We start from the raw sequence: 25,935 nt of genomic DNA on the forward strand, positions 1-25,935 counted from the left end.
AAATGCTCCAGAATTAACATTCCGTTAATGTCTGCCAATACAGTGCTATTGTCAATAATCCCATTAATTTTATGTGATTTAAGATTATCAATTCGCTGCTAAACAACAAAAAACCGCTACATTGCTGCAGCGGTTTTTCATTCAACATCAATAAGATGGAAGCTTACTTATTGCGGATTGTCTGCAGGCCGTCATTCCAGACTTTCAGCTCTGCCAGAACAGTCTTTGCACTGGCTTCAACCATTTCAGTCGCAACAAATTCGCCGTTCTCATTCAGGAACTGCGGATAATTCGGCAGCGGAATACCTTCCGGCAGCGGCATCATACGCAATGTGCTCAGATGCGAACGGGCAACCTGTGCGGAACGCAAACCGCCGGACACACCGCCATAGCTCATAATAGCCGCAGGCTTATAATTCCATTCGGTATTGAGGAAGTTCACCGCATTGAAGAATTCAGCCGGCGGGGAATAGTTATACTCCGGAATCACAAAGACAAATGCATCACCGGCATCAATGAGCTTGCTCCATTTTTTGGTATACTCATGCTCATATTTCTGCACGCGCGGATGTGTGGATTCATCAAAAAACGGCAGTTTAACTTCAGCCAGATCAACCAGCTCTGCATCGAAATCAGAATTTGCGGCTGCAAAATCATTAAACCATTTGGCAAATTTATCGCCATGACGCGCAGAACGTGTTGCACAAATGATTGTATAAAGCTTTGGCACGGATATTTCCTTTTTCAGCTGAAAAACAGACAGGCATAACTGCGCCCTCTTTTCAGCCACCTGTTAAAAGTGTTTCAGAAAAACTGCAAGTTATCTCCTGCGACACAGTGTTCACAGAATAGGACAATGCATTTTATATAAAAACGCCGCACCAAAAATGATGCGGCGTTTCTTTCTTTTCAATCAGCCAGCTTAAAGATCATAAGCAGGCAAAGCTGTGATTTTGACTTTGGCGATGTTACGACGCTCCATGGTCAGAACCTCGAACTCAAAACCTTCGGCAGTGAATTTTTCACCACCTGTCGGAATATGGCCGAGATGCCAGAGAACAAAACCGGCCAGTGTCGTATAGCGGTCGTCTTCATCCACAAGATCACGATCCAGAATACCGCTCAGACGGCGGATATCTGTAAAGCCATCGACAATCCAGACACCGTCTTCGACGGTCTCGACACTCGGAGCATCGCCGTCTTCATCCGGAAACTCACCGGCAATGGCTTCAAGAATATCCGTTGGCGTTGCAACACCTTCGAAAGAACCATGTTCATCGACGATAACCGCCATCTGCACCGGAGAACCGCGCAACTGCTCCATAACCCGCAGCACATTGCTGTGTTCATGAACAACCAGCGGCTGTTTCATGGCACTCTGCCAGTCAATCGGTGCGGAATCCGCCAGATAAAGCAGCAAGTCTTTTGTCAGCGCCACGCCGACAAATTCATCGACCTGTCCACGGGCAAGAATAACACGCGAATGAGCAAACTGGCGCAACTCATTACGAAGCTCTTCTTCACTCGCATCCAGATCCAGCCACTCCACCTCATTACGCGGCGTCATGATGGAGCGCACCGGACGATCAGCCAGATCCAGCACGCCGCGGATCATTTCCTTCTCTTCCGGACGGAACACATCTGCCGCAGCAGTATGTTCCGCAATCACGTCAACAGTTTCCGACAGAGCATTGTCGCTGCCGCGACCACCGCCAAGAAGGCGCAGCACGGCACCGGCAGTGCGTTCACGCAGGTCATTGGTTGTCACGCGTTTTTCACGGTTGTGACGGCCGACCTGATTGGCAGCTTCGATCAGGATCGAGAAGCCGATTGCCGCATAGAGATAGCCCTTAGGCACGTGATAACCGAAGCCTTCAATCACCAGACTGAAACCGATCATCATCAGGAAGCCAAGACACAGGATAACCACGGTCGGATGTTTATTGACGAATGTCATCAACGGCTTGGAAGCAACCATCATCACTGCCATAGCAACGACAACAGCAATCATCATCACCGGCAAATGCTGCACCATGCCCACAGCGGTAATCACGCTATCGAGCGAGAACACGGCATCAAGAACAACGATCTGCGCAATAACCTGCCAGAACACTGCATGAACCGGATTACCTTCCTTGACGGCATTTTCACCTTCAAGACGCTCATGGAGTTCCATCGTACCTTTGGCAAGCAGGAACACACCACCGACGATCATGATGATATCGCGGCCGGAGAAACCAAAGGAGAAAATGGTAAAGAGCGGCTGTGTAAGCGTTACGATCCACGAGATTGAGGCCAGCAAACCAAGGCGCATCAAAAGCGCAAGCGCAAGGCCGAGCAGTCGCGCTTTATTACGCTGGCTCGGTGGCAATTTACCGGCAAGAATAGAAATAAATACGAGATTGTCGATACCAAGAACAATCTCAAGAACAATCAGAGTAACCAAGCCTATCCAGGCATTGGGATCGGCAATCCATTCCATGGGTTGTCGTTTCCTAGAATTTCTGTTGCGGGATGCGGTTGCAAGCCTGTTTTTGGCCAGCCAAACGCGCAAGCACTGGTTCGGCACTGAATCCGGTTACAAAAAACCGTGTCAGTTCCGTTCCGCTACCGGTTTTGAAATCAGATAACCGGACATGCTTATTGGCAGTGTGATTTCCTGCTGATAGCGCAGGATCAGAGATCCCTTTTTTCAGAGCCGCTTCAGGCACCTGAAACAAGGTTTGATACATCACCGAGAAAAACAGAAGGATTTTATCCCGCGGGCCGGTCTCCTTTGCAGAAAACAGGCGGGCGATGACAGCTGCAGCACCGGCAGTCTTATCACGCAGAAATTGTACAGGACGGGAAACATGCACAACCGGTGGAACAGAGGTCTGATATGTCAAAGACCTGTTATGTCTGCCAGCGGCGTGCAGGAAAATTGTGTTTCGGATTGTTACCAGTTCGGAGCGGCAACAATCCGGAATAGACGAATCGTCAGAAGTATCTTCCGGCATCGGAGTTTTTAAAGACCCATTTTAGGCGCAATTTGCGCGGTTAAACATTTCACATTCAGCGTAAAGCTTTTTAAAAATCAGACCATTGCACGTTGAACGACTGTCTGTCGGACTGATAATTTGCATTTATAATGAATACAAATGCAAATCTAATCAAGTTCGTCCGGTAATTATTTTGCCAAACCTCTGGCAATGCGGCAACAATTTTACGTGTCTGTGTATATCAGACACTGCCCGAAATTTATGACAGGAACTATTATTCAGCCGGTGTTGCAGAGATTTTATTCTTCGCGGCACCACGTCTGCGCTCATGTTTCGGGCGTGCACGCATAAAGCGGACACCAACAATACTGACAACTGTCGCCAGCACTGTAAGAGCAACAGCCATCCATACCCAGTCAGTACCATCGAGGCGTGCAAAAATGCCCGCACCTTTACCGGCCAACCAACCTGGCAGGATCATAACCGGCGCCCAAACCAGCGCGGAGGTAATATTAGCGGTCTGAAAACGCTTCTGATCCATGGACATCATGCCCGCAACCAGCGGCACGGTACAACGCACAGGGCCGAAGAAACGGCCAAAAAACACAGCGGCAAAACCATATTTGCGGAACAGCAGGCGTGCCTGCGCAATATGGGAACGGTATTTGTTCAGCGGCCACTGGTGAATAACCCGACGTCCGAGCCACCAGCCCAGCAAGTAGGAAATAACATCGCCGATAACGGCACCGATAACAGCACCGATCATGACGGGAATAGGATCGATAATACCGGCTCCGACCAGACCGCCGATTGCCAGCATGATTGGTGTTGCCGGAATCAGCATACCGATCACAGCCAGAGACTCACCAAATGCTATCAACCCGACAATCGGTCCGGCCCAAGCCTGATTGGCCGAAATAAACTGCCCGAGATCGCCGATAAAACCGTCCATTGAACCCTCAGATCATGCAAAGCATGAAAATTTCCGCGCTGCTTCGCCATCATTCCTGTAAATGATTAATACTGCCCGGAAGGCGGATTAACCAGAACCATAGCAGACGCTATGCCAGTTTTTTTGCGCCTAATTATGGCACAAAGACAAAACTCTGATGACAAAACCAGTCAGCAGCAACAATATTCAGCAGTCTGTATAGCTGTTAGATTATTAAAAATCCGATATGCAGGCTGAAACTTAATTCAGCGTGATATACCTATATGTCTGCAATGCAAACTATATGTGCAATGATTTATCACGTATCAAGGCTATTTAGCCGCTTGTTTTGCGGTTTATGAACCGAAACATCCCAGTCAGGCGTAAAAGCACAATCCGGATCAGTCACTTGCCTGCCTCACATCACAAGACATGAAAATTGCACATTTTTTTCAAAAAAATAATTTCATGACTAGACAGGCCTTCGGCTCCACTTTATAGAACCGCTCACTTACTGAATGATTATTCAGAAAAGTGGGTGCGTAGCTCAGTCGGTAGAGCAGCTGACTCTTAATCAGCGGGTCACAGGTTCGATCCCTGTCGCACCCACCAAGCTTTTCAATAGCTTAGTGGCGACCTCCCCAGAATGAACTGCTGTAGCTTACAATCAGTTTACAGATTTTGTGCAATCTCACTCCCTGATCAGCATGAGATTGAATGCACCAGAGCACTCTTTATGCATCTCTGGCAGGAACATAGATGAGCTGGAAGATTGCCATGCAGTTCACAAACAACTCCATCTAAATGAAATTGAAACCGTGTCCGATGCAAGGCTAGAGGCTGCAAAGGTCAGATGCGCATGGCCATTGTGAGGCTGGATGAAATGTCGGGCTTCATCGGAGGGCTGGCATAATGTCAACCTTACGCAGCTTAAGTCATCTTGACCTACTGCGCCTGACCTGTGGAGGCTGCGGACGGGTCAGAGATATACCGTCGCGCTTCATGGCGATGATGTGCGGTGAGAATACCGACATCAACACGCCCCCCAACAGATTGCGCTGCAATGTATGCAGCTATCGCGGCACAATGAGTGATGATACCCCGTCATGGGGAAACAAGCTTACAAAGCGAGGCATTGAAATATTTCGGAAAGTGTTTGGAGAGTTCAATGCATGTGTTGCAGTATTACTACAGACATTCATATCAAAAAAAGTAGATTGGCTGCATCGGCGGATAGGCGTCACTATAGTTTGGAAAAAGCCATGAAAATCAAATATATTTTACTTGTTTCAGTCGTAGCGCTATCGGGAATCTCGTCAGCTAACGCCGCTGATGCAATTCAGTATCAAGAACCTGCTCCAGCTATAGTCACACCATCATTTTCTTGGACTGGTGGATATGCTGGCGTTCATTTTGGCTATGGTTGGGGTGATTCAGATTACACCTATCTATTTAATGATGGCGAATTGAAACCGAACGGTTTTCTTGGTGGCGTCTATGCTGGTTACAACTTTGCTTTAGAAAACAATGTTGTTCTCGGTGTTGATGCTGACATCACTTATAATAACATTAAAAAAGACCACACCATCTCGTCAGCTGAGTACGAAACTGAATTACTTTGGTCAGGTGCAGTGCGCGCTCGCGCGGGATATGCAATTGACCGTTTCCTCCCTTATCTCGCTGGCGGTGTAGCATTCGGCCAAGTTAAGAATTCATACGGTATCACTGTTCTCAATTCAACCTACTCCGACAAAGAAACCCTTGCTGGTTGGACAATCGGCGCAGGCCTTGACTATGCGGCCACAGATAACCTGATCCTTCGTGTCGAGTACCGGTACACTGATTTTGGCAGCAAAGATTTTGACTTTGGTGGGGCAGAGGGTGTTTCTTATAAGTTAAAAACAAACGATATCCGTGTGGGAATTGCATACAAATTCTAAACCACACTATTAACGCGATTACAGTCGCCTAATGACTAGGCGGCTGTTTTATTTTTTCTCCTGAGCCAAAGCGGCCAGAACCTGATCAAGGCGCTTATTTGTCTCTTTGGCACTTTCCCACGTCTCTTCCTTTAGCTCTTTCATACCTTCGCGTAACTGGTTCACATGACCGTCAAGACCAACACGGTGTACGTAATCATCACGTGTTCTGTTGATCCGCTCATGTAGGGCATCATCGTCGGCCTTGATGGATACAGCCAACGATCGAAATGAAGCGATCAGAGCAATGATGAATGAGACCGCGATAGAGGCCAATATTCCGATCAACCATTTGATATCCTCCCCCATCACAAGTACCCGCTTTTGCGCTATATGCGTTGTGTTGTGGCTGGCAACATCATTTAGCGAGTACGTACAGGAGCCGGATCCGAAGACAGGCAAAAAAGCACCGGCACTGGTTTGCGATTGATAAAAGCGAACCAGTGTTTTATTTGCAGGCATCTGGACTGAATGGATTGAAGTTAGAAAACCATCAGAGGGCAAACAAAATCACACCCTGTTTGCATTCCTGACCACTGAACCGATACAGTTGTACTCCTATTCATCCAAAAGCTATGCCAGTCATTCTAACTGAGCCGGCGGAGCTGGACACGTAGATCAAGGCACAGTTAGAATCACAAACGAACTGCAGCGATCATTTTCACAGAGTAAACTGCTCATCACTCAATGAGATGCGCTGTATTCGCACTATCACTACCACCAGCACTTGATCTAAGTGCATATTAATTTCTTTGAAGCCGTGGGATATTGATAGGCGGCAGAACGAGTTGCCGTCCATCAAACTACTCAATTATTTAATATTTTTTACCGCATCTAGTATGACTCTAGCAACTTCAGTTGGTTGAGAAATATGAGGTGCGTGGCTAGTATTAAATGTGGTTGTATGGGCGTTTATTTTTCTTGCCATTGCTTTCTGCAAGTCTGTATCAAGCATATGGTCATGTTCACTGACAATATACCATGAGGGCCTATTTTCCCAGGCAGACTTGGAAATTTTTACACCAAACACAGCACCATTTGTGGGAGCCTGTGTAGTATACATAATAGATGTTTGTTCGGGCGATACATCCTGCGCCAAATGTTTCTCAATGCCTTCACGGGTGAGCTTGAGATATCCCTCGCCATCGGCATCGATATGACTGAACCCAGATGGTGTGGCGTAATCTTTGGTTAAATCACTGACCGACTGTCCAGTAGATGGGGCGAAAGCCGCTACATAGACCAACGCCTTTACCTCATCATCATTTGCGCCAGCTTCTGTTATTACCGCGCCACCATACGAATGACCAACCAATACTATTGGCCCCTTAATTCGTGCCAGTGCACGGCGTGTTGTAGCGACATCTTCTTGAAACGAAGTAAGCGGATTCTGTACCGCGACTACGTCCAGCCCCTGAGCTTCAAGCACCGGAATAACTTTAGTCCATGCAGAGCCATCGGAAAAAGCGCCGTGCACCAGGACTACGGTTGGCGTTGCATTCTTTGGAGTTTCCGCCATTGCTGTGGAGCCTATAGTAGCTGCCATCAATAGCGAGAGAGGCAAATTTTTCATCATATTACCTTTTTTCATTCAGTATTATTTCGTTTTTTATCGAGAACTGAATTGGAATGTACATTCAAAACATAATAGAATAAATTGACATATTATATTCACACCTGAAACAAATGAGATCAAATGGACCGTCTTACCTGTATGCAGACTTTTATACGAATTGCGGAGTCCGGATCAATTTCATCTGCCGCCGAAGATCTTGGACAGTCTTCACAGCTGGCAGGAAAACAATTACGCGCCCTTGAGCAAAGCTTAGGAGTTCAACTTATAACCAGAACAACACGAAATCAGAGCCTCACTGATGTCGGTAAAACGTTCTATGAAAGTGCCAAAATTATTCTTGCTGATGTGGAAGAAGCCGAAGCACTTATCGCGGAGACACGCTCAGCACCGATAGGCCACTTAAGGGTAAGCGCACCAATCACTTTCGGCAGCCAAGTTCTTGCAGCTGAATTGCCAGATTATCTCAATCAGAATCCAGGGGTGACTTTGGAACTATGTTTATCAAACCGCACCGTCGATTTGGTAGAAGAAAGGTTTGATGCCGTTTTTAGAACTGGCAAGTTACCCGATAGTCAGTTGATTGCCCGACGTCTTGCGCCGTATCAAATGGTCATGTGCGCAGCACCTTCATACTTAAATAAGGCTGCCAAACTGGATATACCAGAAGATTTATCTCACCATCAGTGTCTTATTTTTACGCATACAGCGATGCGTACGGAGTGGAATTTTATCGGTCCTAAAGGGCCTCTAACCGTACCTGTTACCGGAAGATTTAAAACAGATAACAGCGAGGCACTACGTGCTGCAGCTCTAGCAGGGTTAGGCATCATAATGCAGCCGCTGCCACTTCTTCAGCAGGACATCAGCTCAGGAAGACTAATAAGGCTCCTTAATGATTATGAACCGACTGGTCGGCCCACCCATGTGTTATATTCCCAAGATCGAAGAATGACGCCGAAGTTACGAAGCTTTCTGGAATTTTGCGTAGATCGTTTTGGACCCTGATTGAGTGATATAAAAACTTCAGAAGCCCTAAACCATACAATCATATATGCCATAGGGCTAATGATAAAAGATATTGAGCCCAGTGTCATCGGTAGTTTAGAACGCGTAGTCTGATGACAAAGCTTATATTTAATTAGCTGAGGTATCACTACTGTTAGGAAATCAAATCGGGTTTCAAGGGCCTTGGGGGACGACTTATCCGGCTAATTTGCGCATTACCCTCTCCAAAATGAGCGAAAATGAGTTCGTAAAATACGGACATACAATGAAAACCCGTCCACCTATGCCGTGGTACGGAGTAAATGCCATGACTGACCATGAGTTGCGGTCATTATATCAATATGTGAAGTCATTTGGGGAAATTGGGCGTCCTGCCCCAGAATATGTGGAACCAAATCAGACACCAAAAACGCCGTTTATCGTCTTCGCCCCGCCCAATATGCCCGCTCAATAATCAGTAAATTCCCGCATCACAACCAATAGCACAGTTCGTCTATTTCCTTCGTGCCCTCTAATCAGAGGGACACGGGTGCGCAATATCGTATTCACCAATTTTTCAATAGCTTAGTGATTTCTCGCAAGAACATAACAGCGTAGTTACATATAAAAGCCGTGCGCATTTATATGTGATTTTAGCGGCAGGCTCGCATGTTACAAAGCTCTGCCATTGTTATTTATTCCTGCCCTGTGGCTCCAGAAATTGCCCTTATTGCAACTGCAATTTCAGCAGCAATGCTTTTATCGAGCGGCAAGAACGGGCGCGGAAGTACAGCATCAGACAAAGACAGCTGATTAAGCATTTCATAAACAACACGCAGACTGCCATGTCGTTGGAACAAAGACCAAACCGGCTGCAAAATCCCGTTAAGTTTGTGTGCCAGCTCTGTATCTTTTCTTTCAGATGCACGTGTTAAACTGACACAGAGTTCAGGAAAAACGCCTCCCAAAACGCTATACCAAACATCCGCGCCTTTGAGCAAAGCTTCGGAGCATTTCCAGTCACCGCTATAGCCGCATGAGAACTCCGGCGGTACTGAAGCGCGCTGCTTCAATATATGCTGCTCCACACTACTATCTGCCGGCAATGCATTTTTGATGCCGACAATCCCCGTCACTCTGCAAAGACGGGCTATTAACGCATCAGAGAAGTTAAAGTGCGTCGTTCCGGGATTGTCGTAAATGCAGATCGGTAGCTGACTATCTCTAGCAACACTAGCGTAGTGCTCAAAAACCTCGTCCTGCGTTAAACTTGTGTATGAAACAGGCGCTAATAGCCCTACTGTAGCCCCTAAAGACTTCGCATCCTGTGCAAATTTAACGGCATCATCCGTCCGCAGAGCACTTACGCCGACAATTAGCGGCACCCTGCCTTTAATTTGCTGATGCGCCGCTTCTATTGCCTTTTTCCGCTCTGCATAATTCAGATACATATATGTACCTGTACTGCCGAGAAGCCCGATTGAATCGACCCCGGCGACAATCATTCTTTCGATTAGCGAACATAGGTTTTCTATGCAGACTTCGCCATATTCATTGGCAGGCGTGATCGGAAACGCAGAGAGACCGGTTAATACTGACATAAAATTTTTTGCACCTACCGGCTAAACCGCAGTTTTTTGTATGAGTATTTCACTGTTCGGTGCCATTTTCCTGATACCATTCACAAGCATATCCCCTGCTTCATCAAGAGCAGATGCAGGCATTGCTTTTAAACTTTCCAATATAAACCACATACGGCCTCCAGCATGATCAAGCCGCGTCCTGCTTCCTTGACGCCAGTTCCAGCGCCTGCATGTAACACCCAGATCATCACGCCAAATCACCTCCCCCGGTATCGGGTTCTCAATAACGTCCTCGCCGTTATTCTTAGTGTCAAAAATCTCGGTTCCTTCAGCAAGCATCAATTGAGGACGCCCGACATAGGCATCGTAATTTTCCCCGCCTACCGGCAGCGCATAGCGCAGGCTAATTGCATTATAGAGATCAACAACAGGATTGATTGCAGGAATGCGCCCCTCTTTCAAAACGCGTTTTCTAAGTGCCTGAGCAGAACATGGAGTGCGATTAGGCTTCGCACCAAATTTCAGATAGATGTCTGCCCAACCAGCCAGGTGATCCTCTGCCCATGCTGGTCCGCCTGCCAGCACATAAGCACACGCATCGTCCAGAATAACTGGATCAACCTCATTCATGACACCCGCCTTGGTATCGACATAGATACTCAGCGCACGAAAATCCGGCGCTATTGCCATTACTTTCTCAGAAATAAACGGGGCTACAGGCATTCAGTTAAACTCCGGTAATTTACTCACAAACCAATAAGAAGGCGGGCAGCAATTCCCCACATTACAAATGCAATAATTGCCTCAAGAATTCTCCACGCTGACGGTTTTGCAAATAGCGGTCTCAACCACTTTGCCCCGTAACCAAGCGAAAAGAAAAATAAAAATGAAGCTAAGATTGCACCGGCAGCAAACATAAACTCAAAACCTGAAAACTGGGTCGAGATAGAGCCGAGCAGCATCACCGTATCGAGATAAACATGCGGATTGAGCCATGTGAGCGCGAAACAGGTCAGCACAGCTGCTTTTAAACTTTGCTTTTCAGCAGAATTACCGGATGCAAGGGTTTCAGATGATCGCAATGCCGAGCGCATATTAGCCGCTCCATAGAATATAAGAAACGCGGCTCCGCCATAGCGCATGACCGGATCAAGCCAGGGCGCCATGCCGATAATCGTGCCAAAGCCTGCCACCCCCAATGCGATCAGAATTGCATCGGACAAAGCGCAGGTTAAAGAAACGGCAAAAACATGTTCATTGCGCAAGCCTTGCCGCAGCAGGAAAGCATTTTGCGAACCAATGGCAACGATCAGGCTCAGCCCCATCGTCATGCCTGTAATGAATACTGATAAGCTCATATCTGAATTTTAAACTCGGCTGGAATTGCAAACCGTGTTATCAGAAGCGTGAATTTAGTAAAATTAAACAATCTAATTCAAAGTAAGGGAAACTAATGCATGATTGACTATCCTGCCGCTCTTGCTGTCAAGATGGTTGTACAAACCGGCAGTTTTGAACAGGCTGCCAAAGCTCTGCATGTTACGCCCTCTGCAATCTCTCAACGTGTGAAAATTATAGAAGAACGCCTCGGTGTTTCTTTGATCGAGAGAGGAAGCCCATGTGTGGCAACAGAGAAAGGTGAATGGCTTTGCCGGCATCTGGAGCATGTCAGCATGCTTGAAAGCGAGCTGGCCAAGCATTTGCCAAATCTGACTGAGATGCGCAGCTCAGCGATGCAACGAATTACCATCAACATAGCTGTAAACGCCGACAGTATAGGCACATGGTTCTTAAAGGCTATGGCTCCTTTTGTGCAGGATACAGGCTATTTACTGAGCATTGCGATTGATGATGAAGACTATACGGCTGAATGGCTTGAGCGCGGTCGGGTGCTTGCGGCAGTTACATCACTTTCAAAGCCAATAAAGGGCTGTCGTGTTTCGCAACTGGGAGCATTGCGCTATCAGGCAACGGCCACCCCCGCCTTTATTGAGAAGCATTTTACCAATGGTATTGCAGAAGGAATTGCTAAGGCACCGGCACTCTCATTCAATCAGAAAGACCGGCTGCAACAAGAATGGATTAACCGGACAATGGGGCGTATTATTAATATGCCCACGCATCGGATTCCTTCAACACAAGGTTTTATCGATGCCTGTTTAGCCGGAATGGGCTGGGGTATGAATCCGGTTCATATCGTGCATGAACACATCAAATCTGGTCGTCTGGTTGAACTGGTTCCCGACAGTGCTTTGGAAATTCCTCTGTTCTGGCAGGTCAATCATCTGGCAGCGAATGAACTGACCAATCTCACCCGACAGGTTACGCAGGTTGCAAAGCAATTTTTGATCCAGCCGTGAATTTGCTTTCAAAACATGCCCGTTTTGAGTACAACTCCGACTATATCCTTCCAACAAAAAAGCGCGCCCTCCCATCGGGCAGTGCTTCCTGTACCGGTTATGACTGTTCTTATTAATCAACCGCATCCATCCATCGACAAGGCATCAATCCAGATTTTGGTTGCCAGATTTTACGGTCGCGCCCGTGAAGATGCATTAATTGGCCCGATTTTCGCCGATGCAGTGCATGACTGGGATCATCACATTGCGCAGATTTCGGAATTCTGGTCAGCGGTCATTCTCAAAACCGGTGGCTATGAAGGTCGTCCGATGCCACCTCATCTGAAACTCAATTTAAAAAGCGAACATTTTGACCGCTGGCTCGGCTTGTTTGAGCAAACTGCACGGGAAATTTTTCCTGAGGAAGCAGCCATTATCTTTATTGATCGGGCGCACCGCATTGCCGACAGTTTTGAAATGGCGATTGCCGCCCATGCCGGAAAAATAATTGCACCGCGCCATTCCCGCCGGACCGTTTAACTATTCGCCAAAGCAGACACTCTACACAATTCTGACTGACTTCGGATATTGAAGCCGCACAATTATTTCTTTGCTTGAAGACATAGATTGTCACCAGCCGGAAGCTCAGAAAACAGTTTAATATCAGCATCATAGCGATAGGCTATGATATGTATTGTGCAGCTATCCTCATACCGTGCGCAGGTTTGCATCGATACACAGAGACGGTCACCGGCACCCCAGACTTTAGCGGGTGGCCTGTCATAAATCCCCTCATAAATAGTCTGCGACTGCGCCTCACCATCAAGCCAGTTCAGCATAATTTCCGAACGGAAATGGTCATAACCAATATTGCTATAGCCGATCTTATATTCAACAGCAGCAGGATTGGACATAAATGCAGTGCCTGAAGCTATATTTTCCCAGTCTGCAACATCTTCTGCATGGGCAGAAGCCGGAGTAAAAACAGCAACAACGCAAAGCAGACAGACACCCCCTGTTATGCTCCCTCTCTTGGATAAAAAATGAGCGACATCTTCTGCGAAGAACCGGCTGAAAATCATTTTGCCCCAACTATCCTCTTCATGCGTTCCCGACACCTAGAGCGGTTTACGTCCAGATTGGATCATAGCGCTCGCTCTGGATTCTTTATTTGGTCGCATTATCACCGGCGTCAAGTTGATCCAACTTGACATAATCAAGAAGTCAAGTTGATCCAACTTGACTGTGAAATGCTCTAGCACGGCATGCCTTCGCTTACCGGTCTTAACTGATTACCTGCCTGTAGAACAAAACTTTCACAGCGAACAAAACTACAGAAAATTATAGCTGGGCAACACGCCCTCTGACTTGCCATTCTCCACGGACAGGAGATTGATATGGCAGAGTTCTGGATATGTATTTTTGTGATACTCGCCATAAACGGGGCAATCGCACTTTATTATGCTGGTGGCAGACGCGACAACTAATTGGCCAGCCTGACCGTTGCAGTTCCACACGCTATCGCCTCTTGCTTTACTCCGGAAGTCGCGTTTTATTCTCCTCGGGTTTTAATATTTAAATCAGAGGGCAGGATGCGGCAGATTTATTTTCTATTGATGATTATAGGCGCAGGATTCCCTTTATATTTTTTCTGTTTGTTTCTGATCGAAAACGGGTTCAACCCAGCTTTATTTTTTGAGCATTTATTTGCGAACAATATCTCACGCTTCTTCGCAGCAGATGTCGCTATATCCGCACTGGTACTGATTATCTTTATCATCCATCAGAGCCGGAAACTTAAAATGCCTTCCGGATATTATGCTCTGATCGGCTTAGCTGCGGGCGTATCCTTCGCGCTGCCATTATTCTTATATTTGCGGGAAGGTCACATTGAGAAAATGAGCATCCGCGCGGAACTGTAAGAGCTTCTGCCACAACCGCTTCTTTGGAACATTCTGCAGATCACCACGTTTTCCTCTTCATCACCACAAAGATGCGAGGAAGCGAATGGAAGCGTTTCAGGCAGCAATCACAACCACGTTCAGCGCCGATAATTTCAATGTCTGGCCGCATGTTATCGCCCTTGCTGCGGCCTATATATTGGCTTTGCCCATAGGCTGGCACCGGGAAAGGGAAGAAAGAAGCGCAGGCCTTCGAACTTTCCCCTTAGTTGCCGTAGCCAGCTGCGGCTTTGTTCAGGCAGCTGAAAGCATCACTGCAGACAATCCGGAAGCGCTTGCCCGTATTATAGAAGGTGTCATCACCGGCATGGGGTTTATCGGCGGCGGTGCAATTTTACGCCTCAGCACTTCAGTCAAAGGGACTGCAACAGCCGCAAGTCTTTGGGCCACCGGCGCAGTCGGCATCGCATGTGCGATGGGCACATTTGATGTCGCAATCATCATTGTCGTTTTCGCACTATTAACCCTGTGGATGTTCTCCAACGGAAAGTCTCTGACAGATGATCCCGACACCTCCGCACCTGAAACAGCGACAACAAAAAAGGCAGCCAATAAACTGTAGAATATATTACCAGAAAACCGCTTACTTGTTACCTGTATCCATATGACATAAGCTTGCAGTAATAGTGTGTCCGATAAAAACAGCAGATAATAATGATGAAAAATATCCAGATTATCGACGGTGCAATAAACGCGACTTATAGCATATTTCAGGCAACCGAGAGTGAATATAACATCATCTTCCCGGATGAATGTGATATGGAGCTGATTGAAGACCTCATTGCACGGCTCGGTGACGATGAAACCAATCGTGTACTGGCTCCTCTTTGGGAACGTCCGATATTGAAACGTAATGCTGTTGGCATTCACGGGACATTATTCTACGACAACGATCACCGTAGAAACTTCATACCGCAATCAAAGCGTGAAGTTGATTGGAATGAACAGACAATCAATCAGGCCCAGTTCGATTTATTCTCGCGGTATCGTTAGATAAAACGACATAGAGCGCCGTGTGCCAGACTTGGCACACAAAACTCGCTCTAACACTTTTAAATTATGCTCTAGCCGATGAAAAATAATATCTACAAATTCAGAAGTGTAAAACACGCAGATCCTGAAAAGAAGCTGCAAATGCTTCCGCCTCCACCTAAAACTCAGCTGAATAGCACTGCTTTTTCAGCAATTGTGATTGTTGTTTTCATCTGCACATTTGTAGCCACTCTATTCCTGCTTCAATGAAAACCCCGCACTTGGCGGGGTCTGTAAAATTGCGAATGACTATCTGCAGCCTTTGTTTCTCCACACGGCTTCAATGGCATTTATTTTGCCTTTAGACACAGCAACCTGTCCTTCTTTATTTCCGCCAAATGTGCTCGAAGCCGGAACACCGATTAAAAACACACCAACGGCATCTCCGGTTGCGGCATCATTCTGCTGTTTAGAAAGAACAGCAAGATTACTTTTCTCTCTGGAATATTCATGAGCCAAACTCTGACAGTTCAAATTTGAATAAGCTGCCATCGGAATATCAACCGGCACTATAGCATCAGGTCTTTTAGCACATGCTACAGAAAATACTGTCAAAGACAGAGCTAATATTAATTTGATCTTCATGATTCCCCCACCATATACACACAGTCTAATTGGCCAAGGGATTGATTAAGGTCAAGTAAAACAAATAAGGCAGTCAAAAGACTGACTTATACTTTAGTCATACATATCCCGTTCATCCATGAATGAATTTGATCACGGGCATTCCTGATCCCGAACAAAACGGGCTTTAACAAAACCGTGCAATGTACCGTCTTCATAGGAATAGCTGACCGGACACCAGCGCTGTCCCCACGGAATTGTCTTCGGTGTGCATTCCCCCTTCAGAGCCAGCACACCATAATTATTGGCAGGAATTGAAATCACAATTCTGCTTTTTGCAGAGGGTCTCGCACGAACATTCAACGCATCACCGGCATCAACATTCACAACGCGAAGACAACCCGGTCCTGTTGTTGCATGTGCCGAAACCGGAAAGACTGCCAGTGCCAAAGCGATAATTATAGGTTTTGAAAACATACCGGACTTCCTGTCGTAAATTACAGTTGCACAATAACATTCAAAACTGTACCGGGCATGAACATAGTCTCAGTAATACCAAATTATTTGATTTGTTTACTTTTTCGACACATGAAAGTTATACGCCCCTTTATCAATATTCATAAATATGACTGAGGTAAAATGTTAGGGCGTATTCTGAACGGTGTTGAACGCACATATCTGATCCGTGCCTGGTTAATTGGTGCTTGTTTCTTCGCTTTAATGGTCACGGTAGCTTTGCAGGCAAAAAACGGCGCGCAGGTCGCCCCGCTTTTCTATTTTGCAATCTGCACGCTTATGTTCCCGTTTTCAAAACTCGTCTGGGATGAGCTGAAAAATCTTGTCATGGGACAGAATATTTTCCTGATGAATGCGCTGATCCTGATGATGCTGAAACTATTCATCAATGCGCTGCTATGGGCTTTCGCACCATTTATAGCCATCATTGGTATCGGATATATTTGGTATCGCACCAAATCGAATGATTGAGAGCACTCAAAATCATCAGCAAAAAAGGCAGCCTGAAGGCTGCCTTTTTCATTTTATCAGCGCTTTAAACAACCATCAGCCTTTGGACATATCCAGCGGCGGCTCAACGCCTTCGTTCAACGGGCTGATATAAGGTGTGCGGGTGGTCTGCGCCGCCAATGCTGCCTTGGCATCTGCCATCAGCACCGGATCACTCAGCACAGCAAGACCGGTCGCGGCCATTGCTTTTGCCACATGCACCATGGCTTTATGTGCCGCCGGAGATTTGCCCTGCGCCACCACCTGCCATGTGTGAAAAGGCGTACCGATGGCCACTGTCGGCGCATGAACCTGCACAGTCGGCACTACCCAGCTGACATCACCGATATCAGTCGAGCCGATCTGCGGCTTATGTGGCTGATCAAGCGGCACCAAAAACTCGGCCAATGGCGCATCCGTTTCCGGCATACCAATCACATTATAGACGGAGGAGATTTCTTCCGGTGAAAGAGTAGCACGGATTTTGCGGGCATAATCACGATCCTGATCGTCAAATTCCGGTGCGCCAAGCTCTTGCATTGTGCGATACAGCGCCTGCTCAAGCGGTTTGTTGCTCAGCGTATTGGAAACCGCGCTGACGATCTTCATCTCCATACGGGTTTCGGTCATCATCGCCGCACCCTGCGCAATCTTGTTCACGCGGTTCACCAGTGAGAGCATGGTCTGCAAATCCATCGCACGGATAGAATAGCGTACCCGTGCATGGGCTTGCACCACATTCGGCGCAATGCCGCCGGTATCCAGCAAAGCATAATGAATACGCGCATCAGACGGCATATGCTCGCGCATATAATTGACACCGACATTCATCAGCTCAACCGCATCGAGCGCACTGCGGCCAAGATGCGGCGCGGCAGCGGCATGGGAAGCACGACCGGTAAAGATGAAGTCCGCACGGGTATTGGCCAGCGATAAAGCCGGAGCCACTTCCCAGAAGCTGTAAGGATGCCACGAGATTGCAACATCTGCATCGTCAAAAGCACCGGCACGCACCATAAATGCTTTGGCCGCACCGCCCTCTTCCGCTGGGCAGCCATAATAGCGCACACGCCCAGGAATTTTATGCTCAGCGAGATAGTTCTTCAACGCAACTGCTGCAAGCAATGCACCGGCACCCAGCAGATTATGACCGCAGCCATGACCATGACCACCCGCTTCAATCGGACTATGCTCGGACGCACCGGCTTCCTGACTGAGCCCCGGCAGCGCATCATATTCGCCCATAAAAGCAATAACCGGCCCGCCTTCACCGGCCTCGCCAATCACAGAGGTCGGAATACCGGCAATGCCTTCGGTCACACGGAACCCATGATGCAGCAGCTCGGCCTTATGTTCAGCCATAGAGCGCTCTTCGGTATAGCAAACCTCCGGCATTCCCCAAACGCGGTCGCTCATTTCGATGAGGCGCTGCTTTTCGTCCTCAACCTTCTGCCACAAGTCCTGACGATCATTCATGCTCATTGGATCATTCCTGCATAAAATTAGAGATTGGTTGCTTCTTCAAAGACCAGTTCGGATGCGGGTGGGATACGTCCCTCAAACCAGTAGGCCGCAGCCGCACGCGACATAGCCGCACCGTCATGACCGACACCGGCCACATCAATCAGCTTCCAGTTGAATGGCATGCCTAAGCTTTGCGCTTGTTTTTGCGCAAAGTCATAGACGAAATATGCCCGTTTATAGCGGGAAGGCCCTTGCGCAAATGCTTCCGGCTGATCCGGCAAATTGGGATCAGCCTCATCAATATCCTGATCACCGGCGAAGATATGCATCGGATAGGCAAACCAACGGGCAAGCTGCGTCTCGTCGAGACCAATACCGCCCATGCCCTCCGGAAATTTACGTGTCAGATCAGGCAATGTGTACCAACCCGGATTGGCCGCAACAACATCCGAGAAAATACCGTGATCCTGCGTGGCCAGCAGACGGTGCGAGAACTGGCCACCAGCCGAATGGCCGTATAAACGCGCCTGTTTCTGCGTGGTTACCCCACCGGCCTGAAGGGCTGCAAGAACACGCGCAGGCACACCATAGAGCCAATCCTGCTTTTCACGCACAAGCCCTGCACTTTCATCGAGGATCAGCCCGTTATTATAGCTTTCCGCCATCGGGAATTGTGCATCGGGGAAAGTCGGCGCAACAATCAGCAAGCGGTGTTTTTCAGACGCCGGAATCCAGAAATCACGATATTCATCGCCATTACGCAGCATACCATGCTGCACGATAATCACCGGATCTTCAGGACGGTAGCTTTCAGGGCAGTAGAAGTTTACTTCCAGCGGTCTGTCCGGATGATACTGATCAACAAACGGCAGCGTACTGCGTCCGGTTTCTGGACGAAGAATGGTGGTAGTCATTATGTCTCCGGATTATGCAAATGACAGGCAGCACTCTGGTCGGCTGTCACATCTTTTAGTTCGGGGCGGCGCTCGCGGCATACCGGCATGGCATGGGCGCAACGCGGATGAAACGGACAGCCGGAAGGCGGTGCCAGCGGTGATGGCAGATCACCGGTCAGCGGCTGGAAATCACGTTTACGACAGCTGATCGACGGGCTGGCATTAATCAGAGCCGCGCTATAGGGATGCGCAGGCTTGCTGAAAATTGCTGATGCGGAACCAATCTCAACGATACGGCCGAGATACATGATCGCAATCCGGTCGCTGATATGCCGGACAACGCCGAGATCATGGCTGACAAACAGATAGGTCAGCCCGTAGCGGGCACGCAAATCCATAAACAGATTGATCACCTGCGCCTGAATAGACACATCAAGTGCAGATACCGGCTCATCGCAAACCAGAAAATCAGGTTTAACTGACAAAGCGCGGGCAATGCCGATACGCTGACGCTGGCCACCGGAAAACTGGTGCGGATAGCGATCACGATATGCGAGATCCAGCCCCACCTCCTCCAATGCTTTGTTCACCGCACCGGCAATCTCGGCTTTCGGCATCAGGCGATGCACCTTCAGTGCCTCGCCGACAATCTGATTGACCTTCATGCGCGGATCAAGCGAAGCGTAAGGATCCTGAAAAATCATCTGTACTTTCAAAAGAAAGTCGAGTTTTTCACGGCCTTTGAGCTTTTCAACGGCGCGACCGTCATAAAGCACATTGCCTGCGGTCGGTTGATAAATCCCTGTAGCCATACGGGACAGAGTGGACTTCCCGCAGCCGGACTCGCCGACAAGTCCCAGCACCTCACCGCGTTTAATGCTCAGATCAACACCATCTACCGCACGTAAAACCCGCGCCGGTGCGGCCTGCCCTGTCAGGCGCAGAATGCGGTCAGCCATTGTGGATTTGGAGTGAAAATGCTTCTTCACCCCGCGCATTTCAAAAAATGCATCACTCATGGTCTTGCCTCCTGAGTAAATGCCTCACGGACAGGCAGTGATACCGGATTGTGACAACGGAAAATCCGCCCGTCGATCACCTGCTGTTCGGGATTAACTTCTGCACAAACCGGTTTGACGCGCTCGCAGCGTGTGCGGAACGGACAGCCGCTTGGCCTGTCATCAATACGCGGTGCATTGCCGTCAATCTGGTGCAGGCGTTCCCCCGGTTTTACCGTGCCGGAAGACGAATTCAGCAGACCTTGCGTATAAGGATGCAGCGGTCTGTCCAGCACATCATCGACCGCACCGGTTTCAACAATCTGCCCCGCATACATTACCGCCACACGATCGGCGAGTTCAGCCACGACTGCAAGATCATGAGTAATCCACAGCACGGCAGTACCGGTTTCCCGTGCCAGCTTCTGCACCTCATAGAGGATCTGGCTCTGAATGGTCACATCCAGAGCCGTGGTCGGCTCATCGGCAATAATCAGATCGGGGTTATTGAGCAATGCGGTGGCAATCGCCACGCGCTGGCGCATACCACCGGAAAACTCATGCGGATATTGTTTGAGCCGCACTTCCGGTGAGGAAATGCCAACCCGCCCCAGCGCATCCGCAGCCTCTTTCATCGCTTGCGCTTTACTACAGGAACGATGTTCAAGGATCGCCTCACACATTTGCTCACCAATGGTCAGCACCGGATTGAGTGTGGAAAGCGGATCCTGAAAAATCATAGCGATGCGGTCGCCGCGTAAATTACGCAACCGTTCATCGGATGCTTCACGCAGATTTTCGCCATTGAACAGGATTTCGCCTTCAACAATTTCCCCCGGCGGATCAATCAATTGCACCAATGAGAAACCGGTGACAGATTTACCGGAACCGGACTCTCCGACAAGGCACAGCACTTCGCCGCGCGCAATGCTCAGATCAATGCCGTCAACTGCCGACCATGCGCCACCCAGCAGGTGAAATACGGTTCTTAAGCCCTTTACTTCAAGCAAAGCTGTCATCACACGCCCCTCACATTAAAGCTGCGACGCAGGCGGTCACCGACAAAATTGAGCGAGATAATCAGCAGAACCAGTGCAATCCCCGGAAATACGGCAATCCAGTATTCGCCCGACAACAGATAATCAAATCCATTGGCAATCAGCAGGCCGAGCGACGGCTGGGTAACCGGCACACCAACGCCAAGGAAGGACAAGGTCGCTTCCAGCGTGATGGCACTGGCAATACTGATGGTGGAGATCACCAGCACCGAGCCGATGGAGTTGGGCAGCAAATGCCGGAGCATAATATAAGGGGTCGGCAAACCGAAATTGACGGCCGCTTCGATATATTCCTTACGGCGTTCAACCAGCGCGGAAGCACGCATCAGGCGGGCATATTGCGCCCATTGCACCAGAATAATCGCGAGGATCACTTTATCAACGCCGCGCCCGACAGATGCGAGCAGCACCAGTGCCACCAGCATTGACGGAAAGCCGAGCATAAAATCCACCACACGCATGATGATCGCATCGGCAACACCACCGAGTTGTGCGGCCAGCAATCCGGCACTCACACCGATGGTCATGGCACCAAGTGTCGACAGCAGACCGACCAGCAGGCTGGTACGCAAACCATAGAGGATGGCGCTGACCATATCGCGGCCTTGCGCATCCGTGCCCAGCCAGTAGACCGAACCCGTCATGCTGGCGGAACCCGGCGCAAGGCGGTTATCCATCACACTCAAAGAGGCAAGATCATAAGGGTCTTGCGGGGCAATAAAGGGTGCAAGCACAGCCAGCAAAACCAGCAGCCCGAGCAGGATACCCGCACCGCGTGTTGTCGGCTTGTTGCGGATGCTGCGCAGCACTTTCTGGCGCAGCGGTGTATTGGCATAATCCGGAATAATCGGCTTATTCATACCATATCTCCGGAAAGTTTGACCCGCGGATCGAGAACCGCATAGAGCACATCAACCATGAAATTCACAGCGACGAACAGCAGCGTGGCCAGCAGCACATAGGCAACCACCACAGGGCGGTCGAGCTGGTAGATACTGTCAATCAGCAGCTTGCCCATGCCGGGCCACGAGAACACGGTTTCGGTAATGGTGGAGAAGGCAACAAGACTGCCGAATTCAATGCCGACAACAGTCACAACCGGTATCAGAATATTGCGCAGCACATGGCGGTTGACGATACGCTTGCGGCGTACACCTTTGGCGCGGGCGAATTTCACATAATCCTGCGTCATCGCTTCGGTAGTGCCCGCGGCTACAAGGCGGATCATCAAAGCCATATTCGGAATAGCAAGATTAAGCGCAGGCAGGATCAGATGGCGCAGACCATTGGTGGTGAACAGACTGGTCTGAATGCCCAGCACTGAAACCGTTTCGCCCCGCCCTGCGGTCGGCAGCCAGCCAAGTGCCACGCTGAACAGCAGCACCAGCATCATGCCTTTCCAGAAACTCGGCAGCGAAAAGCCGATGACTGTTCCCGCCATAATGAAACGCGACGGGCGGCTGTCCGGATTGAGACCAGCCAACAGTCCAAGCGGAATACCGACAACGGCGGCAACTGTCATCGACAGCAGCACCAGTTCAAATGTGGCTGGCAGACGGGCAAGAATAAGCGAGACCACCGGCACACCGTGAACGAAAGATGTACCGAGGTCGCCTTTCAGGGCATTGCCCAGAAATGTGAAATATTGCTGCCATACCGGCAGATCGAGCCCCAGCCGCTTAATCAGAGCCAGCCGTTCGGCAGCGCTGACCTGCGGTGGCACAAGAAGTTCAATCGGATCACCAATGCCATATACGGCAAAGAAAACAGCGACCGACACGGCAAGCAGCACCAAGGCGCTCTGGATAAGTCGCTGCAAAATATAAGCTGTCATGACATGCTTCTCAGATTATCTGGGGCTAAAATATTTCACCGTCAGGCAAGAACAAGTCTGACTGTGATGATGCACCCTCGAAAGACTCCAGAGCGGGTGACATTGACTAAACCACGTCACACGCTCCGGTCTTAACCCTCAGTTACTTGGCCGGCTTGGCAGACATAGCCATCGTGAACTGATCTGAACGACCGGTATAAGTGACATTGGCCTTATGCGCCCAGATACCGCTTTCGAAATGCAGCGGAATGAAAGCATAGTCTTTCATCACTTCGGTCTGTGCCTGCTGGAGCAATTCCGAACGCTTATTATCGTCCATTGTTGCAACAGCTTCATAGATCAGCTTGTCAAAAGCAGGGTTGGAATAGCCGCCATAATTGGAGCCGCCCAAAGTGCCTTCTTCATTCGGTTTTGCCGGCCACTGACGCAGGAAGGATGAAGCCTCACCGCTGGTGGAACCCCAGCCGCCGATTGCCACACTCAGTTCCTTCTTGGAACGGCGCGGGAAATAGATGGCGCGGGTCATCGCATCCACATCCGACTTAATGCCGATCTGCGTCAGATATTGTGCCACGGCCTGCGTGATCTGGCTGTCATTGATATAGCGGTCATTGGTGGTGGAAAGTGTCAGCTGGAAACCGTCCGGATATCCGGCTTCAGCCAGCAGTTTCTTGGCTTCCGCAGGATCATAACGCAGTTCCGGCGGGTTTGGCAGCGTACCGAACATGCCCGTAGGCAGGAACTGATAGGCAGGTTCCGCCGCACCGTCCATCAGACGGGCAACAATAGCATTACGGTCAATCGCCAGCGACATAGCCTGACGGACACGCACATCCTTCAGCGGGTTTTTGCCGTCAGCAGCTTTGACATAAGGGCTTTCATCACGCGCCACATCAAGCTGATAATAAATCACGCGTGTTGAAGGTGTGATCGTATAGCCGAAACGCTTGTCATCCTTGATACGGGACAGATCACGCGCAGCCGGATTTTCAATAATATCATAGTCACCGGCGAGAAGACCGGCGAGACGCGGACCGGCATTCGGAACCGGCAGGAAACGCACAGCTTCCCATGGCTCGGCTTCGCCCCAATATTTATCATTACGTTCCAGCTCGATAGCAGAACCGCGCACATAGCTTTTCAGCTTGTAAGGGCCGGTGCCGATTGCAAGTTTGCCGTCATTGAAATCACCAACCACCGGCCAAGCACCGGTCACACCGCAATTCTGCTCCGGTGCGAAACTGATCTTGTCATGTTTGACGATTGAGGAACTCAGAATACCCACAGTGCCGATAAAGGACGGAAGCAGCGGCTCAGGCGCTTTGGTCTTAATCACCAGTGTCTGCGCATCAGGTGCTTCAACAGACTCAAAATTCGCGGTAATGTCCGCAAAGGAACCGGCAATTGCTGTTTCGTTTTTCAGCGTGCGGCAGAAAGTAAAGATCACATCATCGGCAGTAAAAGGTGAACCATCAGAGAAAGTCACGCCTTCCCGCAGTTTGAATGTCCAGGTATTCTTGCCGTCATTCTCCCATGAACTTGCAAGAGACGGATGTACATTCTGCTTTTCATCCTGACGGGTCAGTCCGTCAAATATATGAACTGCCAAAGCATTATTCGGTGTCAGATCATGATAATGCGGATCAATTGCAGTCGGTTCTGATCCGAGCGCAATGCGCAGTGTTTCAGCTGATGCCGCACCGCTCATCAAAGCAGAGCTCAGCAGAGTTGTTCCCAGCAGACTCGCCACGAGCATTTTTTTATACATAAAAGTCTCCGTTCCCCAACGAATGTCATTTTTGATATGATTGTCATTATATTTGACATGGTTATTTTCAAAAATAGAGTATATGAAAATTTTATGCCGTCAACACCGGAAACCATCATGTCGCAAACTTTGAATCCCAAGTCCGATTTTGCCAACCGCATGTCTGCGGCATATCCTTCATTCAGCAAATCCTATCGCCGGATTGCCGATTTTGTTCTGGCAAAACCGCTGGATGTCGTTGCCATGTCGATTGAAGGGCTGGCTCATGCCAGTGGCAGCTCGACCGCCACAATCACCCGTTTTGTGCGTGCGGCGGGCTATAGCGGCTATGGTGAATTCCGTGAAAAAATTGTCTCGGATTTTCAGTTTTCACCGTCAGTTAACAGATTAAACAACGCTGAAAACGCCCAGTCCGGTCAGCAAAGTGCCTATTTGCATACTGTCCTGGCCGATTGTTCCGACAATATCAAAGACACGATTGCCAATATTGATACGCCTTCATCGGAGGCATTTATTGAAGCCATTATCAATGCCAGACGCATCATCATTCTCGGCACCGGCGCCAGCCATTATGCGGCGACATTGCTGGAAGAAGGACTGGCTCTCTATACGGAGAAAAACGTGTCCAATATTCTGTCACGCGGCGCATCCCAATATTCCAACAATTTTGTGCGATCGGTGGATGAAGGCGATGTGGTTATCGCTATTTCCATGCCGCGTTATTCCAACAATACCGTGCAGCTTTCCAAAGCTGCCAAGCAAAAAGGGGCAGTGATTCTGGCAATCACCGACAGCCCGACATCACCGCTCGTTCAGGTTGCTGATACGATCTTTTTCGCACCGGCGCGGAACCGTTTGCTGCCGAATTCTCCGGCAGCAATCTTTGCGTTGGCAGATGCCATTGTGACAGCGGTCGCGGCACGCCGCCCCGACATAGTCGCCTCCACAATCGGAAGCCCGCCGGAAGATCTGTTTTTATAAA

27 protein-coding genes and 1 tRNA gene are annotated in these 25,935 nt (G+C 49.1%); 10 read left to right on the forward strand and 18 right to left on the reverse strand.

Annotated elements, in window-relative coordinates; translation table 11 throughout:
• Positions 1 to 163: 163 nt before the first annotated feature.
• The 3 genes from LDL70_RS09650 to LDL70_RS09660 form a co-directional block, all read right to left on the reverse strand.
• Positions 164 to 730: an NADPH-dependent FMN reductase gene (locus tag LDL70_RS09650; RefSeq protein ID WP_225684927.1), complete on the reverse strand. Its 567-nt coding sequence runs from the start codon at positions 728 to 730 to the stop codon at positions 164 to 166.
• A 192-nt stretch (positions 731 to 922) separates the two neighbouring features.
• Positions 923 to 2,482 carry a TerC family protein gene (locus LDL70_RS09655; protein WP_075656249.1) on the reverse strand — a complete coding sequence of 520 codons (1,560 nt, stop codon included), beginning with the start codon at positions 2,480 to 2,482 and terminating at the stop codon, positions 923 to 925.
• Between the two features lie 773 nt (positions 2,483 to 3,255).
• Complete coding sequence (locus tag LDL70_RS09660) at positions 3,256 to 3,933, reverse strand: DedA family protein (protein WP_022709872.1); 678 nt, start codon at positions 3,931 to 3,933, stop codon at positions 3,256 to 3,258.
• Positions 3,934 to 4,448: 515 nt separating this feature from the next.
• On the opposite strand from LDL70_RS09660, the gene LDL70_RS09665 reads away from it, so the two are divergent.
• Positions 4,449 to 4,524, forward strand: a tRNA-Lys gene (locus LDL70_RS09665).
• Between the two features lie 650 nt (positions 4,525 to 5,174).
• On the forward strand, positions 5,175 to 5,852 hold the full coding sequence (locus LDL70_RS09670; RefSeq protein ID WP_225684928.1) for an outer membrane protein: 678 nt from the start codon (positions 5,175 to 5,177) through the stop codon (positions 5,850 to 5,852).
• Positions 5,853 to 5,900: 48 nt separating this feature from the next.
• Here the strand turns inward: LDL70_RS09670 and LDL70_RS09675 are convergent, their stop codons facing one another.
• Together LDL70_RS09675 and LDL70_RS09680 are read right to left on the reverse strand one after the other, a co-directional pair.
• Positions 5,901 to 6,353: a hypothetical protein gene (locus LDL70_RS09675; RefSeq protein ID WP_225684929.1), complete on the reverse strand. Its 453-nt coding sequence runs from the start codon at positions 6,351 to 6,353 to the stop codon at positions 5,901 to 5,903.
• Between the two features lie 349 nt (positions 6,354 to 6,702).
• A complete protein-coding gene (locus LDL70_RS09680) occupies positions 6,703 to 7,482 on the reverse strand; it encodes an alpha/beta fold hydrolase (protein ID WP_225684930.1) in 780 nt (259 codons plus the stop codon).
• 105 nt (positions 7,483 to 7,587) lie between these two features.
• Between LDL70_RS09680 and LDL70_RS09685 the strand changes: the two genes are divergently transcribed.
• Positions 7,588 to 8,472, forward strand: coding sequence for a LysR family transcriptional regulator (locus LDL70_RS09685; RefSeq protein WP_225684931.1), 885 nt, complete (start codon positions 7,588 to 7,590; stop codon positions 8,470 to 8,472).
• A 674-nt stretch (positions 8,473 to 9,146) separates the two neighbouring features.
• On the opposite strand, the gene LDL70_RS09690 is transcribed toward LDL70_RS09685, so the two are convergent.
• Genes LDL70_RS09690 through LDL70_RS09700 form a run of 3 tightly spaced genes read right to left on the reverse strand, consistent with a single transcriptional unit; the run spans position 9,147 to position 11,392 of the window.
• Positions 9,147 to 10,052 (reverse strand): dihydrodipicolinate synthase family protein, encoded by a 906-nt coding sequence (locus tag LDL70_RS09690; RefSeq protein WP_225684932.1) that lies wholly within the window; start codon positions 10,050 to 10,052, stop codon positions 9,147 to 9,149.
• A 21-nt stretch (positions 10,053 to 10,073) separates the two neighbouring features.
• Complete coding sequence (locus tag LDL70_RS09695; protein ID WP_225684933.1) at positions 10,074 to 10,757, reverse strand: B3/4 domain-containing protein; 684 nt, start codon at positions 10,755 to 10,757, stop codon at positions 10,074 to 10,076.
• A gap of 23 nt (positions 10,758 to 10,780) precedes the next feature.
• Positions 10,781 to 11,392 carry a LysE/ArgO family amino acid transporter gene (locus LDL70_RS09700; protein WP_151159931.1) on the reverse strand — a complete coding sequence of 204 codons (612 nt, stop codon included), beginning with the start codon at positions 11,390 to 11,392 and terminating at the stop codon, positions 10,781 to 10,783.
• 99 nt (positions 11,393 to 11,491) lie between these two features.
• On the opposite strand from LDL70_RS09700, the gene LDL70_RS09705 reads away from it, so the two are divergent.
• Both LDL70_RS09705 and LDL70_RS09710 read left to right on the forward strand, forming a co-directional pair.
• Positions 11,492 to 12,394, forward strand: coding sequence for a LysR family transcriptional regulator ArgP (locus tag LDL70_RS09705; protein ID WP_225684934.1), 903 nt, complete (start codon positions 11,492 to 11,494; stop codon positions 12,392 to 12,394).
• 99 nt (positions 12,395 to 12,493) lie between these two features.
• On the forward strand, positions 12,494 to 12,913 hold the full coding sequence (locus LDL70_RS09710; RefSeq protein WP_225684935.1) for a group III truncated hemoglobin: 420 nt from the start codon (positions 12,494 to 12,496) through the stop codon (positions 12,911 to 12,913).
• Between the two features lie 62 nt (positions 12,914 to 12,975).
• Here the strand turns inward: LDL70_RS09710 and LDL70_RS09715 are convergent, their stop codons facing one another.
• Positions 12,976 to 13,287 carry a hypothetical protein gene (locus LDL70_RS09715; protein ID WP_225684936.1) on the reverse strand — a complete coding sequence of 104 codons (312 nt, stop codon included), beginning with the start codon at positions 13,285 to 13,287 and terminating at the stop codon, positions 12,976 to 12,978.
• Between the two features lie 573 nt (positions 13,288 to 13,860).
• Between LDL70_RS09715 and LDL70_RS09720 the strand changes: the two genes are divergently transcribed.
• From LDL70_RS09720 to LDL70_RS09730, 3 genes are all read left to right on the forward strand, one after another.
• Positions 13,861 to 14,295, forward strand: coding sequence for a DUF2834 domain-containing protein (locus tag LDL70_RS09720; protein WP_225684937.1), 435 nt, complete (start codon positions 13,861 to 13,863; stop codon positions 14,293 to 14,295).
• Between the two features lie 85 nt (positions 14,296 to 14,380).
• Positions 14,381 to 14,896: an MgtC/SapB family protein gene (locus LDL70_RS09725; protein WP_225684938.1), complete on the forward strand. Its 516-nt coding sequence runs from the start codon at positions 14,381 to 14,383 to the stop codon at positions 14,894 to 14,896.
• Positions 14,897 to 14,988: 92 nt separating this feature from the next.
• Positions 14,989 to 15,327, forward strand: coding sequence for a hypothetical protein (locus tag LDL70_RS09730; RefSeq protein WP_225684939.1), 339 nt, complete (start codon positions 14,989 to 14,991; stop codon positions 15,325 to 15,327).
• Between the two features lie 288 nt (positions 15,328 to 15,615).
• Here LDL70_RS09730 and LDL70_RS09735 read toward each other — a convergent pair whose 3' ends face one another.
• Both LDL70_RS09735 and LDL70_RS09740 read right to left on the reverse strand, forming a co-directional pair.
• Positions 15,616 to 15,951 (reverse strand): hypothetical protein, encoded by a 336-nt coding sequence (locus tag LDL70_RS09735; protein WP_022709125.1) that lies wholly within the window; start codon positions 15,949 to 15,951, stop codon positions 15,616 to 15,618.
• A 132-nt stretch (positions 15,952 to 16,083) separates the two neighbouring features.
• Positions 16,084 to 16,407, reverse strand: a complete 324-nt coding sequence (locus tag LDL70_RS09740; RefSeq protein ID WP_022709126.1) for a hypothetical protein — start codon at positions 16,405 to 16,407, stop codon at positions 16,084 to 16,086.
• Positions 16,408 to 16,569: 162 nt separating this feature from the next.
• On the opposite strand from LDL70_RS09740, the gene LDL70_RS09745 reads away from it, so the two are divergent.
• Positions 16,570 to 16,917: a hypothetical protein gene (locus tag LDL70_RS09745; protein WP_075656216.1), complete on the forward strand. Its 348-nt coding sequence runs from the start codon at positions 16,570 to 16,572 to the stop codon at positions 16,915 to 16,917.
• Positions 16,918 to 16,992: 75 nt separating this feature from the next.
• Here the strand turns inward: LDL70_RS09745 and LDL70_RS09750 are convergent, their stop codons facing one another.
• The 7 genes from LDL70_RS09750 to LDL70_RS09780 all read right to left on the reverse strand — a co-directional run bounded on the left by LDL70_RS09750 (position 16,993) and on the right by LDL70_RS09780 (position 24,953).
• Positions 16,993 to 18,411: a M20 family metallopeptidase gene (locus tag LDL70_RS09750; protein ID WP_225688484.1), complete on the reverse strand. Its 1,419-nt coding sequence runs from the start codon at positions 18,409 to 18,411 to the stop codon at positions 16,993 to 16,995.
• A gap of 26 nt (positions 18,412 to 18,437) precedes the next feature.
• Positions 18,438 to 19,313 carry an alpha/beta hydrolase gene (locus LDL70_RS09755; protein ID WP_225684940.1) on the reverse strand — a complete coding sequence of 292 codons (876 nt, stop codon included), beginning with the start codon at positions 19,311 to 19,313 and terminating at the stop codon, positions 18,438 to 18,440.
• Positions 19,313 to 20,314 carry an ABC transporter ATP-binding protein gene (locus LDL70_RS09760; protein WP_225684941.1) on the reverse strand — a complete coding sequence of 334 codons (1,002 nt, stop codon included), beginning with the start codon at positions 20,312 to 20,314 and terminating at the stop codon, positions 19,313 to 19,315. Before LDL70_RS09760 ends, LDL70_RS09755 begins: the two co-directional genes overlap by 1 nt.
• A complete protein-coding gene (locus LDL70_RS09765; protein WP_225684942.1) occupies positions 20,311 to 21,312 on the reverse strand; it encodes an ABC transporter ATP-binding protein in 1,002 nt (333 codons plus the stop codon). The genes LDL70_RS09760 and LDL70_RS09765 overlap by 4 nt, the downstream gene beginning before the upstream one ends.
• Complete coding sequence (locus tag LDL70_RS09770; protein WP_225684943.1) at positions 21,312 to 22,211, reverse strand: ABC transporter permease; 900 nt, start codon at positions 22,209 to 22,211, stop codon at positions 21,312 to 21,314. The genes LDL70_RS09765 and LDL70_RS09770 overlap by 1 nt, the downstream gene beginning before the upstream one ends.
• On the reverse strand, positions 22,208 to 23,185 hold the full coding sequence (locus LDL70_RS09775; RefSeq protein ID WP_075656205.1) for an ABC transporter permease: 978 nt from the start codon (positions 23,183 to 23,185) through the stop codon (positions 22,208 to 22,210). Before LDL70_RS09775 ends, LDL70_RS09770 begins: the two co-directional genes overlap by 4 nt.
• A 142-nt stretch (positions 23,186 to 23,327) precedes the next feature.
• Positions 23,328 to 24,953 (reverse strand): ABC transporter substrate-binding protein, encoded by a 1,626-nt coding sequence (locus LDL70_RS09780; RefSeq protein WP_075656203.1) that lies wholly within the window; start codon positions 24,951 to 24,953, stop codon positions 23,328 to 23,330.
• Between the two features lie 117 nt (positions 24,954 to 25,070).
• Between LDL70_RS09780 and LDL70_RS09785 the strand changes: the two genes are divergently transcribed.
• Positions 25,071 to 25,934 carry a MurR/RpiR family transcriptional regulator gene (locus LDL70_RS09785; RefSeq protein WP_225684944.1) on the forward strand — a complete coding sequence of 288 codons (864 nt, stop codon included), beginning with the start codon at positions 25,071 to 25,073 and terminating at the stop codon, positions 25,932 to 25,934.
• Position 25,935 lies beyond the last annotated feature (1 nt).

The sequence above is a fragment of the Pseudochrobactrum sp. XF203 genome, assembly GCF_020341615.1.
In the GTDB taxonomy this organism is placed as follows: domain Bacteria; phylum Pseudomonadota; class Alphaproteobacteria; order Rhizobiales; family Rhizobiaceae; genus Pseudochrobactrum; species Pseudochrobactrum saccharolyticum.

Excerpts from the sequence above, each read along its gene's own strand:
- LDL70_RS09695 (WP_225684933.1), bottom strand. The coding sequence starts at position 10,757 with ATGCCTGTAGCCCCGTTTATTTCTGAGAAAGTAATGGCAATAGCGCCG.
- LDL70_RS09715 (WP_225684936.1), bottom strand. The coding sequence starts at position 13,287 with ATGTCCAATCCTGCTGCTGTTGAATATAAGATCGGCTATAGCAATATT.
- LDL70_RS09670 (WP_225684928.1), top strand. The coding sequence starts at position 5,175 with ATGAAAATCAAATATATTTTACTTGTTTCAGTCGTAGCGCTATCGGGA.
- LDL70_RS09770 (WP_225684943.1), bottom strand. The coding sequence starts at position 22,211 with ATGAATAAGCCGATTATTCCGGATTATGCCAATACACCGCTGCGCCAG.
- LDL70_RS09755 (WP_225684940.1), bottom strand. The coding sequence starts at position 19,313 with ATGACTACCACCATTCTTCGTCCAGAAACCGGACGCAGTACGCTGCCG.
- LDL70_RS09750 (WP_225688484.1), bottom strand. The coding sequence starts at position 18,411 with ATGAATGATCGTCAGGACTTGTGGCAGAAGGTTGAGGACGAAAAGCAG.
- LDL70_RS09725 (WP_225684938.1), top strand. The coding sequence starts at position 14,381 with ATGGAAGCGTTTCAGGCAGCAATCACAACCACGTTCAGCGCCGATAAT.
- LDL70_RS09705 (WP_225684934.1), top strand. The coding sequence starts at position 11,492 with ATGATTGACTATCCTGCCGCTCTTGCTGTCAAGATGGTTGTACAAACC.
- LDL70_RS09675 (WP_225684929.1), bottom strand. The coding sequence starts at position 6,353 with ATGCCTGCAAATAAAACACTGGTTCGCTTTTATCAATCGCAAACCAGT.
- LDL70_RS09710 (WP_225684935.1), top strand. The coding sequence starts at position 12,494 with ATGACTGTTCTTATTAATCAACCGCATCCATCCATCGACAAGGCATCA.
- LDL70_RS09655 (WP_075656249.1), bottom strand. The coding sequence starts at position 2,482 with ATGGAATGGATTGCCGATCCCAATGCCTGGATAGGCTTGGTTACTCTG.
- LDL70_RS09745 (WP_075656216.1), top strand. The coding sequence starts at position 16,570 with ATGTTAGGGCGTATTCTGAACGGTGTTGAACGCACATATCTGATCCGT.
- LDL70_RS09660 (WP_022709872.1), bottom strand. The coding sequence starts at position 3,933 with ATGGACGGTTTTATCGGCGATCTCGGGCAGTTTATTTCGGCCAATCAG.
- LDL70_RS09740 (WP_022709126.1), bottom strand. The coding sequence starts at position 16,407 with ATGTTTTCAAAACCTATAATTATCGCTTTGGCACTGGCAGTCTTTCCG.
- LDL70_RS09775 (WP_075656205.1), bottom strand. The coding sequence starts at position 23,185 with ATGACAGCTTATATTTTGCAGCGACTTATCCAGAGCGCCTTGGTGCTG.
- LDL70_RS09690 (WP_225684932.1), bottom strand. The coding sequence starts at position 10,052 with ATGTCAGTATTAACCGGTCTCTCTGCGTTTCCGATCACGCCTGCCAAT.
- LDL70_RS09700 (WP_151159931.1), bottom strand. The coding sequence starts at position 11,392 with ATGAGCTTATCAGTATTCATTACAGGCATGACGATGGGGCTGAGCCTG.
- LDL70_RS09730 (WP_225684939.1), top strand. The coding sequence starts at position 14,989 with ATGATGAAAAATATCCAGATTATCGACGGTGCAATAAACGCGACTTAT.
- LDL70_RS09685 (WP_225684931.1), top strand. The coding sequence starts at position 7,588 with ATGGACCGTCTTACCTGTATGCAGACTTTTATACGAATTGCGGAGTCC.
- LDL70_RS09765 (WP_225684942.1), bottom strand. The coding sequence starts at position 21,312 with ATGACAGCTTTGCTTGAAGTAAAGGGCTTAAGAACCGTATTTCACCTG.
- LDL70_RS09680 (WP_225684930.1), bottom strand. The coding sequence starts at position 7,482 with ATGAAAAAAGGTAATATGATGAAAAATTTGCCTCTCTCGCTATTGATG.
- LDL70_RS09735 (WP_022709125.1), bottom strand. The coding sequence starts at position 15,951 with ATGAAGATCAAATTAATATTAGCTCTGTCTTTGACAGTATTTTCTGTA.
- LDL70_RS09760 (WP_225684941.1), bottom strand. The coding sequence starts at position 20,314 with ATGAGTGATGCATTTTTTGAAATGCGCGGGGTGAAGAAGCATTTTCAC.
- LDL70_RS09785 (WP_225684944.1), top strand. The coding sequence starts at position 25,071 with ATGTCGCAAACTTTGAATCCCAAGTCCGATTTTGCCAACCGCATGTCT.
- LDL70_RS09780 (WP_075656203.1), bottom strand. The coding sequence starts at position 24,953 with ATGTATAAAAAAATGCTCGTGGCGAGTCTGCTGGGAACAACTCTGCTG.